This is a genomic window from Bartonella sp. P12B, assembly GCF_055796185.1.
Window position 1 is genome coordinate 301876 of the sequence record NZ_JBTTDI010000001.1, and the last position, 12961, is coordinate 314836.

Below are 12961 nucleotides of genomic sequence, written 5' to 3' on the forward strand. Positions count from 1 at the left end.
CAATGCATATCAGAAAGCTCAAAGAATTTTTTTATAATCTGTTGCATTATAGTGCTTTGTTTTGTTTTTTTATATCGGGGTGTATGGTTGGTCCTAATTATCAGAAAACATCTTTTCGTGTTCCGAAAAAATGGGGAGAGCAAACAGCACTGACTACAGGGCGTTCAGTTGTGCTTGCCGGATGGTGGCGGCGTTTGAATGATCCTGTTTTGAACGCGTTAATGGATTCTGCAATTTCTGGGAATAATAGTGTTGCTATTGCTAAAGCACGGGTTCGTCAAGCCCGTGCGAGTTTAGGGCAAGCTGTGGGATCTCTTTTGCCTAATCTATCAAGTTCAGTTGCAGCAGATCGTACTGGTACTCTGGAACCTCATGGTATTTTAAACCAATATATGACTCAATATAATAGTCGCTTTGATGCGGGTTGGGAATTAGATTTTTTTGGTGGACGTAAGCGAGAAATTGAAGCAGCGCGTTATGGTCTTGAAGCTGCTGTGGAAGATATGCGTGCTACCATGGTCACGTTGTTAGGAGATGTGGCAACAAATTATATTCAAATGCGTGGTTGGCAACAAAAGTTGCACATTGTGCGGCAAATTGCCGTATCCCAGCGTCAAACATATGAATTAATGCGTGCCAAATTAAAGGCTGGTGATGTTTCAGAACTTGATGTCTCAAATGCGCAAGCACAAGTGGCCAATACAGAAGCCGATATAGCACAGATGGAAGAAAATTTGGCAATGAGTATTCATCGCCTTTCTGTCTTAACTGGTCGTGTGCCGATGGCTTTAAAGGATCTTTTACAAAAAAATGCAAGGCAAGCAAAAATTCCGCAACCACAATGGCCAATACCAGCAGGAATTCCGGCTGATATTTTGTTAACACGTCCAGATTTACGGCGGGCAGAGCGCCAATATGCGCAAGCGACAGCACGGATTGGTCAACATGAAGCAGATCGTTATCCATCCCTCACTTTAACAGGGAATATTTCAACAGCAGCAGAGACAATTAATCAATTATGGAAGGCGTCAACAATTGCTTGGATGTTGGCACCTGGTCTTCGTATTCCTTTTTTTAATGGGGGACAGATTGAGGCTTCAATTGTCGCGGCACGGGCGCAACGTGATCAAGCTTTTATTACTTATCGGGCGGCTGTGTTGGAAGCTTTAGAAGAGGTAGAAAACGCGCTTGTAAGATTAGCTAAAGAACATCAACGTCTAAAAAAGCTTATTGTTGCAAATGAAGCTTCTCTGCATTCTTTAAAACTTTCACGGAGCCTTTTTGAAAATGGAAATATCAGCTTCCTTGAATTGTTAAATGCTAATCGCTCTTATTATTCTGCACAAATGGCGCTTAAAGATAGTCGCGTTTCTTTTGTTACACAATATGTTGCATTGATGAAGGCGTTGGGAGGTGGTTGGGATGGTGAAGTTGATGCGTCACGTCCTGAAATCGTTGATGGTAAATCTCGTGCGCTTACAAAGGTAAGGTAATGAAAAAAAGTTTCATAAAAAATTTTATTACAAAACGTAAAAAACTTTCCTTCTTTTTAACGGTTTCCTTTCTTCTCATCTTATTCTTTTGGATGCGTTCTGTTGTTTTTGGAACATCATTACCCACTTATATGACCGCCGTGGTGAAGCGTGGAGATATAGAGGAAAGTGTTTTGGCTTCTGGTCTTGTGCGCCCCTATCGGTTGGTCGCTGTTGGTGCGCGTGCAACAGGGCGTGTGGTGTCAATGCGTGTTGTTCCTGGAAGTGTTGTCAAAGAAGGGGATCTTTTAGCTGAAATTGATCCTACAGATCAGGAAAATGATCTGAAGAGAAAAAAAGCAGCTCTCGCACACTATGAGGCGAGTTTGGTCGAACAAGAAGCCTATCTTTCGCTTGCACAGAAAAATTTAGAACGTCAGAAAAAAATGATTGAATCGCATGCCGTTTCGCGCGCTAATCTCGATGAAGCTGCGACACAAGTAAAAATACGGGAGGCACAAATTGATCAGCTTCGTCAGCAGATTATACAAGCGCAAATAGATGTGGATAGTGCAAAGGTCAATTTGGGTTATACGCGCATAACCGCTCCTTCAGCGGGAACGGTTCTAGCAACAGTTGTCGAAGAAGGGCAGAATGTCAATGCTGTTCAATCGGCGCCAACAATTGTTATTTTAGGTGATTTGTCAAAGATGACTATTAAAGCACAAATTTCAGAAGCTGATATTCTTAAAGTTCGAGCTGGACAACCGATTTATTTTACAGTTTTGGGCAATTCGCAACGTCGTTATGAGGGCGTTTTAGAAAGAGTGGAGCCCGCTCCTGAAGAAATTCGTGCTGATGTGAGTATTAATTCTGGCATGGCTGGTTCTAGCGCTTTAATATCATCGGCCATCTATTATAACGGAATTCTCCATGTCGATAATGCAGACAATTTTTTGCGGACCTATATGACTGCGCAAGTTCATATTATCTTAGGACGTGCTCAGAATGTTTTGTTGGTTCCAAGTGATGCTTTACAGAATGAAACAACAGGGAACAAAGCATGGGTTTCTGTTTTGGAGGATCAAGATAAAGTGGTTACTAAAGAGGTAACAATTGGATTGAATAACAAGGTTGTTGCAGAGGTTATCTCAGGGCTTAATGAGGGTGATGTGGTTATCACAGGCGCACGTGATGGCGTAATGCCAGAATCTTCTGATAAACAGAACAAAAATGAGATTTAAGCCATGAAAACAGAGAAAGCAGATGCTGTCATTGTTTTGGAAGATATTGTGCGTCAATTCCCTGCGGGTGAAACATTCGTTACTGTCTTGAAAAACATTAATCTTACCATTAAACGGGGTGAAATGGTAGCGATTGTGGGTGCTTCTGGTTCAGGAAAATCCACATTGATGAATATCTTAGGGTGTCTTGATCGAGCAACTTCTGGTCGTTATTGGATTTCAGGGAAAGAAACAGCTGCCCTTTCTGCTGATGAATTATCCGCTTTGCGGCGTAACCATTTTGGATTTATTTTCCAGCGTTATCATTTGCTCAATGAATTGACAGCATTGGGTAATGTTGAAATTCCAGCTATTTATGCGGGGCTCCCTGTCGCAACAAGAAAACAACGTGCACAAGATCTTTTAACACGTTTAGGTATGGGGGAGCGGATCAATCATCGACCAAATCAGCTTTCAGGTGGTCAGCAGCAACGGGTTTCTATAGCCCGCGCTTTGATGAATAATGCAGAGGTTATTCTTGCTGATGAACCAACAGGTGCATTAGATAAACACAGTGGTCAAGAAGTGTTGCGTATTTTGGATGAGCTTCATCAAGAAGGACGCACCATTATTATTGTAACGCATGATATGCAGGTGGCTGAAAGAGCAGAGCGTATCATCGAAATTAGTGATGGGGAAATTATTGCTGATCGTGCGTCAAAGGGTGCAGAAACAAAAGCTGTGGAAGAAAAAATAAAAACGGATAATCAATATGGGGAGAAAAATTTCAAAGACAAAAAACAGCTTGGTTTTTTTCATTCTTTTTACGAGCGGTTTCGTGAAGCATTTATTATGGCTTTATTGGCAATGAACGCCCATCGACTACGAACTTTTTTAACAATGCTTGGGGTGATTATCGGTATTGGTGCCATTATTGCTATGGTGGCCTTAGGAAATGGTACACGAGAGAAAATTCTGGAAAATTTTAAAAGTTTGGGTTCTAACACATTAACAATTTTACCTGGAAAAAGTCTCTCTGATCCACAAGCAGAGAAAATAACAAGTTTGGTGGAAGCGGATGCAGAGGCTCTCTCTCATTTGCCCTATGTTGCTGGTGTAACACCACAACTTTCAACAAGCTCTACGATACGTATTGGAGCCGTCGAAGCCAATGCTGTAATTGTTGGGGTAGGAGAACAATATTTTCAGACACAAGGACTCAAAGCGCTTCAAGGAAGATTTTTTGATCAGAAGAGCGTGCATGAGCGAGCCGTTGATCTCGTGATTGAAAAAGAAGCACTTTCTGTGCTTTTTCCTCATGGTCATGAGAATCCCATTGGAAAGGTTGTTCATGTGGGTAACGTTCCCGTGCGTATTCTTGGTGTGATAGATTCACAACATATGGGAGGCACTTCTAATACGTTGCAAATTTATTTGCCCTATACAACAGTGCAAACCCGTTTGCTTGGAACAACACAGGTTCGTGCCATTACGGTTAAGATTGCTGATGACGTCGATTCACATTTAGCAGAGTCCATGGTAAAGCGTTTTCTTACTATGCGGCATGGTGGAGAAGATTTCTTTATTAGAAATTCAGAATTCTTCCGTGAACGTATTATGGAAAGTACACATATTTTAACACTTTTAGTGTCTTCAATTGCATCTATCTCGCTGATTGTGGGGGGTATTGGGGTGATGAATATTATGCTGGTTACTGTTTCGGAGCGGATCAATGAAATTGGGGTACGGATGGCTGTTGGGGCGCGTCAGAGTGATATTTTGCAGCAATTTTTAATTGAAGCGATTTTGGTTTGTGTCATTGGTGGGGCGCTAGGGATCCTGTTTGGATTTTCTATCGGGGGGCTGTTCCTTCTGTTTAAGGCGCCTATCCACTTAGTTTATACCATTGATTCTATCATCCTATCCCTTACTTGTTCAACCCTCATAGGGGTCTGTTTTGGTTTTTCACCAGCACGGCAAGCTTCCAGGCTTGATCCTGTTGTTGCTCTCTCGCGTGATTAAGCATTATCAATTGCCGCATGCTTATTGTTATGCTTTCTACTTGCATGAAGCATTTATGAAGCAAAACATGGATAAGAAAAGTTTAGTATTATTCGGTGCTCTGTTTTAGAAAACGTTTTATTTGTTAAGTGGCGTGTACTTTATAACTGTATAATAAAGGGTGAAGTTTCACGACACAACGGATCATAGATGAATTCCCATTGTCTTTTTAGAGTACTAAAATATACAATTCTTAACTCTCAATAGAACTGTAACAAAAAAGAATATTCAGAAAGATCTGAATTGCTTCAAATCAAACCTAAACTCTTAGCAAAAGCTTTGCCTAACACGGCTATGCTCCTCAAACATGGATTGCAATCAGAAAGGGATTTAATCGGTTCTATGGAGCTCTTAGCTAAAATGAAAGGGATTTCTCTTCATGCCCTTCAAGAAGTTAAACAAACTATGGGGATGAAAAAAACGGCTCTCGCTATTGCTCTTATCGTCAAAAAACATTGCAGGGAAATCATTAAATCACCAGGAGGATATCTGCGAGGGATGGTTGCTAAAGAAAACAGAGGTGAACTCTACTTAGAGCGTTCTTTCTATGCTTTGTTGGATGAAGAATTTAAAGGAAAACTTCATGATTTTTCTATAGCCGAAAATAACAAAATCAAACAAAATGAAGAAAAAATGTCCTTGTTTAAAGCAGAATTAAATGAAATTCTCAAAAAGTGGGAAATACCTAAAAATGCTAACAAATATGCTTAGCCAAAATGGCAGATTCTTAAAAAAATAAAATTTTTGTGATTTTAAAAATAAAGAAAGGAGCTGAATTATGGATATTTTGCGAAAACTTCATGCTAACAACCTCTTCCTTAAAAGAGACTTATATCATAATTCAGCTTTTGTAGAAAGTATAGACTGTAAATTTATTTTAGATATGTTATAAATTTTAGCTTGATAATCGTATAAGATAAATGATTAATCAAGTATATTAATTGTTTAGAGGAGTAATGAATATGTCTCTTAATAAAGAAGATATCAAATTTGTACAATCAGCAGCCTTATTTCGTGCGCAGCACGTTCTGTTTTAAGGATTTTCCCAAAAAGATAATGGCACCTTATGGTGCCATTATCTTTTTGGGGAGGAGATATATATCTATGATTGATCAGATTATAGGTCCAATTGGGCAGCAAGCTTTTTTGGATAATTATTTCGAAAAAAAACCGTTAATACAAAAATCTGTTAGTAAGTTGCATTCTCTGTTCTCGACGCGTGATTTTGATCGTTATCTAATCGCAGGGGAAGGTTCACTGCATAATTTTGTGCGAATTTCTAAGAATGGCGCTACTATAAATATTCCAACTTATAATGGTCAAGCTATCACACAACGAGAATTTGTTCTTCAACAGTTTAAGGCAGGAGCAACGTTTAAGTTAGAAGAACTTGATTCAAGACATCCAGAAATTTCTATTTTATGCAAACAATTAGAACAGATTTTTGGTGGATATGCATTTGCAAAACCATTTTTAACCGGTGCTAATTTCAATGGGTTACCAGTTCATTTTGATACAACAGAAGTTTTTGTTGTGCAACTCGAAGGTAGAAAATCTTGGAAAGTTTGGGAAAAGCTAATTGCAAATCCTACTTTGCCTATGCAACGATCTCTCGCTGAAGATGAACTATCAGTACCTGAAATTGAAGTTGTTCTTGAGCAAGGGGATATTCTTTATATTCCGGCTGGTACTCCTCATGTTGTTAAGTGCTTAGATGGTCATTCTCTGCACATGGCCTTTGGATTACAACCGACTAAGATTTTTGAAGTGTTGGAAGGTTTTATTCGCTTAATGTCCGAACATATTGATGGCTTACGCAGAAATGTTTTTCCATTTAGTGAGAAGGATACATTAGAAACATTAACGAAGGACTTATTAAAACGAATAGCAGTAGTGTCATTTGATAACATGTTATCTGATTTTGAAATTGCTTACAACGCTACAAAACATGAAATATCAGACAAACGATTGGTATCTCTAATCAATATGCATAACATTAATAGCCAGACACATTTACAGGTACGCTTAGGAGCAAATTTGTGTATTCGGGAGAATGAAGATGGGCAACATATATCTGTTTATTTTAGTTCAACAATCCATCCTGGTAAACCTCTAATTTCTGCTCCTTCAAGTTTATCATTGCCTGCCTTTTGTCGAGGTGAAATTGAATCGATTTGTGCAAAAAAATATGAAGTGTTTACTCCTGCTTCTTTAGCAGGAAAATTGAATGATGAATCAAAAGTGACGCTTTGTAGTGAATTGGTAAATTTTGGAATTGTTTCTTTGGTATGATTCAATGTGGGAGAAATGTATCTTAATCTTCTTGAAAAAATATTAGTTAACACAATTTATGAGCCAGACATTCCTATTAAAACAGCTGAAGATATTGAAGAAATTCGTATAGTTCTTGATAAACTTATAGCAGAAAACATTGATTTAGGTGTATCAGCAGAAGTTCTGGCAGACAGGTTGCAATATACCAAGCGATCGCGAAATGTTCATACCTATGTAAGTGGATTAGCGTTAAAGAATATACGTCATGCCGTGATGACAGTGCATAAAGAAGATATTGAAGGAGATCTGATTGATTGCGGTGTTTTTAGAGGAGGAACCGCTATCTATATGGCCGGTGTTTTACAGTATTTATCTTCATCGCGATGTGTATTTGTGGCAGATTCTTTTACTGGCTTACCAGTACCGAGTTTGCAAGATGGAGTGTTTGTCAATCAGTTTTGGCACCGTTTTATTAAAGAATTGCCCAAGTATAGTCTTGATTGTTTGGCGTCGCTTGATGATGTACAGGAAAATTTTCGGCGTTATGGATTACTTAAAGAAAATGTTGTGTTTCTCAAAGGATGGTTTGCTGAGTCGTTACCTCAGTTGCCTCCTAATTGCCGGTTTAGTGTAATTCGCATAGATGCAGATTGGTATCAATCAACGATGGATGTTTTAATACATACATATCCAAAATTTACTGCTGGAGGTTTTGTTATCATTGATGATTATAAATTGCTTGGTTGCAAGAAGGCTGTTGATTCTTTTAGAGAGAAAGAAAAGATTGACAATCCAATCAGCATTGTTGATGAAAAAGCAGGAGTCATATTTTGGCGCAAGTGAACGTGACAACAAAAAGTCACTTACTGATGCTTTTACTGGGTAATGGCATAGTGTCATTTGGCGGCTGGATTGATTACATCGTGATTTTGACTATATCCGTGTTTTTCTGGAAAGCTGATCAATATGATGTAGCTTTGATTGGAGTGGTAACATTATTGCCGGGAATACTTCTGTCTAAGCCAATTGGAATTCTAGTGAGTAGTAAGTATATGATACATTGGTTGCGGGTATCATTGCTATTACGTGCGCTATGTACTGTCTTTTTATTGTTGTCCACTAGTCTGCAAGGATTTATTATACTGGCAGTCATTCGATCAACATTCAATAGTGTAGCCATTCCAGCACTTTCCGTTCTCAGTGCAAATTCTGTGCCTGAACATGAACGTACCCGTTACTATTCTATATTTAACATGATCAATAGCGCGGCAAAGATGATAGGACCTGCTTTGGGTAGTGCTCTCTCTGCATTTTTTTCAGATACATATACTTTATTGTTTTCTGGATTTCTTACATTGCTAGGCTTTATAGTGTTTTGTTGCATTTGCGCACCATCTATCTTGTTGCCAATGATAAAAAAAACTAATACCATGAAATCACAGCATGGGCTTTATGGTACAACTTGGTATGCATATGCTGGTGTGGTGTTCGTTTATTTTGCAATGATCTTTATGGTAAATAATCAGTTACCGGTTATCCTCAATACACTGCAAATGAATAAAGAGGTTCTTGGCATGCTGGTATCAGCTTCGGCGATTGGTAATTTTCTATATGGGTTTTGGAGTGTAAAACAATCAAAGCATAAACCACTTAAGGGCAAAATATCGGAATTGTTAAAGCCCGCAATATCAACAATGGTTTGTTTTGTGATGCTTTCAGTGTGTTTTTTTTACTTGGATTTATTACTCATTAAGACTTTGTTATTATGTTTTTTCCTAATTGGAATGATTAGTGCTCGCTTTTTCATATCTTCTAACGTTTATCTTGTAACCAATTTCAATGAACAGATTGGATTGGCTTCTGGATTGGTGCAGTCTATACAAAATTTAGCTATGTTAGTAGCTCCGTTTATTGGAGCATTTGTTTTAGATCACACTTCGTCTGGGCTGTTGTTCCTTCTTTCTGGGGTGATTGGATTGTTCTGTTTATTTGGTATCAGAATATTGGTGAACAGTTCTTTTTCGATTGTTAGTTCTGAATAATTTGTTCATCAACTAAATAAGTATTTTACTAGTTTTTTAAGCTCAGGGAGAGTAGAGATTGAAATGATTTATAAAAATCTGAATATCCAACCAACAATCATCATACGTCCTAGTTATAATTTCAGTGTTATGGTAACGAAAGATATCATTTTACCTTCTTGGCAAGGACACCCAATGGCAGCTCTTCCTTATTGATAAGTCCATTTTTTAAGTATTATATTACTACAGACCATCATAAAAATAATTATAAATATAATATATGTAAAACATACGCTAAACATATGCCTCACATATGTAGTGTATACATCCTATATATGTTAAGTGTATGTAGTATATACATATGGCATATGTATAATAAGTAAGGTTTTTAATACACGCCAACAATTGTCTTTTGCTTCACAAAAGGGGGAGTTGGAAAATCAACTCAGCCCTTGTTCTTTCGCAGGTTTTAGCTCAACAGGGTTCAAAAGTTAAAATAATAGATACCGATCCCAATCAATCCATTGCCGATGAATGGTGGAAAAATGCTAGTCCTAATTACCCTCTAAACATAGATGTTCAAGGAGGAGTTAATGAGAACACTATTATAGATGAAGCAGCAAATAAACATCCAAAAAGTACTGAGTTCGAGTCAGTTTTCTGCTTTTAGTGCTATTGCACCTGGACATAACAAAAACTTCCAGAATCCTAGGATTCCCAAATGATGGGCTGTTTTATATTCTCGAACTAGGTTTTTTTGGCATCCCATTGATCGTTGCGTAGACGATCAAAACACTTGTACTAATAAAGCAATTTCAGAAAATTGGCAACAAAAATTAAAACAGCTTTTTGCTTTATCATGAGAGGCGGGCAGCCTCTCAAACTCTCTGGAACCTTACCAAAATTCTGAATGTGGTGTAAAGTAATCCTATCAAAAGTGAAATTTTTATTTGTCAATTCATATTTTTTGCAAGTTCTTGCTTTGCAAGCGGTGTATTGTAATTTGAAATGGAAAAAGAAGTAATTTGCAATTGTAGATTGGATTTCCTTTGAAATGTCTTTGATGTTAATAAATTTTCTATTAACAACCCTATAAGAGCATCGTTTGCTGGCTATGCATTGATTTATAAAGATAATTTATTGTTTTTCATATTGCATTAGCTCTCCGAATATCGTAAAATTTTCTTATTTCAAACCTTCTCATATTGAAACAAGTAAAATCACGGACTTGCATGTCATTAGTGGGGCTGATGTGTGGGTAAAACTAGAGAGAAAAGGCGTTAAAACGCTTTTTATGAATGTTTTCGAGGGGCTGTTGTAACAGCTAGAGCAGAAAAGAACGATGGTGCTGCTTGTGGCAAATTTTCAGAATATGAGCAGGGTAAAGATTAAAACATGGTTCTGATGTATACCTCGATTGTTTTGATATATTGAAAAATAAGAATGCGTACTTGATTGATCTGCTGTATCGTACTTTCATTGCCGCTCTTTTTAACGGGATAGGCTATGAAATTGGCCTCAGGCATTAAGGTTTTAAGTTCGCGCAAAGAGCGCCACATGTGGTAGTCATGAGTGACAATATAAACTGTTTGGTAGTGGTGCTTTTTAATCCAAGCTGTGCTTTCTTCAGCATTCCCTTTTGTGTTCGTTGCTTTATGGCCGATGTCAACGCAACAGGTAAAGAGTTGTGGAGTAATATGTGTGCTGTGCTTCAGTCTTTGGAGATTGGTTACGGTGTTTACTCCACTGATCAAAAGTCGCGAACCAAGCCTCTTTTGGAGCAGGCTTAACCCTGCTTCTATTCGGTTCTCTCCCCCCGTTAGGACGATGATTGCATCTGCTTTTGGTAAGGGATTTGGCGGTTGAAGCCGCTCAGTTTTTTCGGCAAAGATAATGAAACTAACACAAAAAAGCAGAGTGATGATTAAAAGAGAAAATGTTGTCGGTGGAAAATAACGAAACAAACAGCGTAGAGAGCATAAATTGCCGTTGGTATGTTTTTTCAGAGAATGCTCTTGTTCATCTTGCATCAATGATTTGGGATCATATGAGTTGTAGGTCATAAAATTAAAATAAGCCGTTTTCACATTGATCAATTTTTTTAAGTTGTGCTAAAATAGTTATGCGGTTTGTAAGCATGGTAAGCAAAGAAACAAAAAAAATAAGACCAATGATTTTTCCATAAGGAATGGAACTTATGTAAAAATGTCCAAACAAAGCGGTGACTTGGCTAGCTTCCACTTTCCCTATGTTATAATTTGTCCAAAAGCTGAAAGCAGCAAACAGCAATGTGCTTGTGATACCACCATATAATGCACCGCGCAGTGCAGTTTTAAAAAAATGCCAATCAAATTGTCGTGCAATGAAAAGGGTTTCAGTTCCTAGGAAATATAAGACATTAATAATATGCGCATTTTCTGCCAAAGCATTGCGTGTGGCAAAGATAACCGTGAGGATCAATGAGCCTAAAACCAATATTAAAATTGAAAAACCAATGAAAACAGTTGTATGTGCCATTGTTGTAAAACGCTTCACCCAAACACGGTGATCATCAAATTGACCTCCTGGAACTTGTGTTTTAATGGCATGACTAATGGCATGAAAGTCAATTTCTTCTTTCTCGTTTAGTGTTACGATGATAAGACGAGGAAGAGGCAATTCATTTAAGCTTAAACCCGTGCCAAGCCATGGTTCGAGCAATTTTTCAGTGGCTGTTTGGTCAACAATGGTGGCATCGTCTACACCATGAAATGTTTTAACCAACTTAACCGCTTCATGAAGGGCTTTTTCGATATTAATATTTTCAGTTGGACGTATTTGTATGGTTGCTTCATAGCTAATTTGATTACTCCAGCTATGAGCCGCTCGCTGGACGAGATCAACCCCGATCAATGTGAGGCTGGAGAGAAAGGTCATAATAGCAATCACTGCAATCAGTGCTCGGCCTGAAATGTTGTCGCTGGGAATAATCGCAGTTGTGTTGTTTTTATTGCTTGTAAAAATGGGGAAAAACTTATTCATGAATTGTCATCCGTCCATTATGGAGAAGCATTCGTCGTGCTGCAACTTGTTCCATCAGCGCAATATCATGGGTGGCAATAATGACGGCTGTTCCAAAACGATTTAATTCAATAAACAAGCGGAGCAGGCGTTTTGCCAAAGGGGGATCAACATTTCCTGTTGGTTCATCCGCCAAAAGAATTTCAGGTTGGTCAATGAGTGCACGGGCAATCGCTACCCTTTGTTTTTCTCCACCGGAAAGAACGGGAGGTAAAACATGAATATGATCTCCAAGACCTACCCAACAAAGAAGATCTTCTACTTCACTGCGATAAGTTGCTTCTTCTTGTCCCTTAATGCGTAAAGGTAAAGAGACATTTTCATAAGTGGTCATGTGATCAAGCAGACGAAAGTCTTGAAAGACGACGCCGATACGTTGCCGGAGTGCCGGAAGCTCTTGTCGTTTGAGTAATGCCGTATCGTGGCCAAACAGATCAATATGACCGCGTGTTGGCTTGAGTGCCAAAAACATCAGACGCATCAGTGATGTCTTTCCTGCTCCAGAAGCGCCGGTGAGAAATTGAAAGGATCCCGGAGGAATATGAAAACTGATATCACGAAGAACTTCTGGGCCCATGCCATAGCGCAAACCAACATTTTCAAAATGAATCACTTTTCGTTACCACTTCGTTGTTATAGTGCATCATCCTAAGGATTTTTGCTTTCATTGCTATAGGCTCTTGGTTCTTTTTAATATTTTCTTCCACCATTTCCAGTTTGTTATTGAGAAATACTGTCTGTAAGAATATGATCAGTTACTCCCTTTCCTTAATTTTGCCTTTATTTATGATTTTAGCAGGAATTTTAAAGTGTTTCTAGCAGAAACGTAAAAGTCAACAGGCCTGTTTTT

At 38.3% G+C, this 12961-nt stretch carries 11 protein-coding genes; 8 read left to right on the forward strand and 3 right to left on the reverse strand.

The annotated features are described in order from the left end of the window. Positions 1-2: 2 nt before the first annotated feature. The 8 genes from AC0QT1_RS01270 to AC0QT1_RS01305 all read left to right on the forward strand — a co-directional run bounded on the left by AC0QT1_RS01270 (position 3) and on the right by AC0QT1_RS01305 (position 9267). Complete coding sequence (locus AC0QT1_RS01270; RefSeq protein WP_473199779.1) at positions 3-1493, forward strand: efflux transporter outer membrane subunit; 1491 nt, start codon at positions 3-5, stop codon at positions 1491-1493. Next, positions 1493-2716 (forward strand): efflux RND transporter periplasmic adaptor subunit, encoded by a 1224-nt coding sequence (locus tag AC0QT1_RS01275; protein ID WP_473199778.1) that lies wholly within the window; start codon positions 1493-1495, stop codon positions 2714-2716. The genes AC0QT1_RS01270 and AC0QT1_RS01275 overlap by 1 nt, the downstream gene beginning before the upstream one ends. A gap of 3 nt (positions 2717-2719) precedes the next feature. Next, positions 2720-4717, forward strand: a complete 1998-nt coding sequence (locus AC0QT1_RS01280; protein ID WP_473199777.1) for a MacB family efflux pump subunit — start codon at positions 2720-2722, stop codon at positions 4715-4717. A gap of 282 nt (positions 4718-4999) precedes the next feature. Beyond that, complete coding sequence (gene repC / locus AC0QT1_RS01285) at positions 5000-5467, forward strand: replication initiation protein RepC (protein WP_473201470.1); 468 nt, start codon at positions 5000-5002, stop codon at positions 5465-5467. Positions 5468-5860: 393 nt separating this feature from the next. After that, complete coding sequence (locus tag AC0QT1_RS01290; RefSeq protein WP_473201471.1) at positions 5861-7048, forward strand: JmjC domain-containing protein; 1188 nt, start codon at positions 5861-5863, stop codon at positions 7046-7048. 15 nt (positions 7049-7063) lie between these two features. Further along, a complete protein-coding gene (locus AC0QT1_RS01295; RefSeq protein ID WP_473201472.1) occupies positions 7064-7873 on the forward strand; it encodes a TylF/MycF/NovP-related O-methyltransferase in 810 nt (269 codons plus the stop codon). Then, positions 7870-9072, forward strand: coding sequence for an MFS transporter (locus AC0QT1_RS01300; protein ID WP_473201513.1), 1203 nt, complete (start codon positions 7870-7872; stop codon positions 9070-9072). Before AC0QT1_RS01295 ends, AC0QT1_RS01300 begins: the two co-directional genes overlap by 4 nt. A gap of 63 nt (positions 9073-9135) precedes the next feature. After that, the gene (locus AC0QT1_RS01305) at positions 9136-9267 is read left to right on the forward strand and encodes a hypothetical protein (RefSeq protein WP_473201473.1); all 132 of its coding nucleotides are present in this window, start codon (positions 9136-9138) and stop codon (positions 9265-9267) included. A gap of 1172 nt (positions 9268-10439) precedes the next feature. Here the strand turns inward: AC0QT1_RS01305 and AC0QT1_RS01310 are convergent. Genes AC0QT1_RS01310 through ftsE form a run of 3 tightly spaced genes read right to left on the reverse strand, consistent with a single transcriptional unit; the run spans position 10440 to position 12724 of the window. After that, the gene (locus AC0QT1_RS01310) at positions 10440-11114 is read right to left on the reverse strand and encodes a YdcF family protein (protein WP_473201474.1); all 675 of its coding nucleotides are present in this window, start codon (positions 11112-11114) and stop codon (positions 10440-10442) included. A 4-nt stretch (positions 11115-11118) separates the two neighbouring features. Next, positions 11119-12072 carry a cell division protein FtsX gene (locus AC0QT1_RS01315; protein ID WP_473201475.1) on the reverse strand — a complete coding sequence of 318 codons (954 nt, stop codon included), beginning with the start codon at positions 12070-12072 and terminating at the stop codon, positions 11119-11121. Further along, a complete protein-coding gene (gene ftsE / locus AC0QT1_RS01320) occupies positions 12065-12724 on the reverse strand; it encodes a cell division ATP-binding protein FtsE (protein ID WP_473199772.1) in 660 nt (219 codons plus the stop codon). The genes AC0QT1_RS01315 and ftsE overlap by 8 nt, the downstream gene beginning before the upstream one ends. Positions 12725-12961 lie beyond the last annotated feature (237 nt).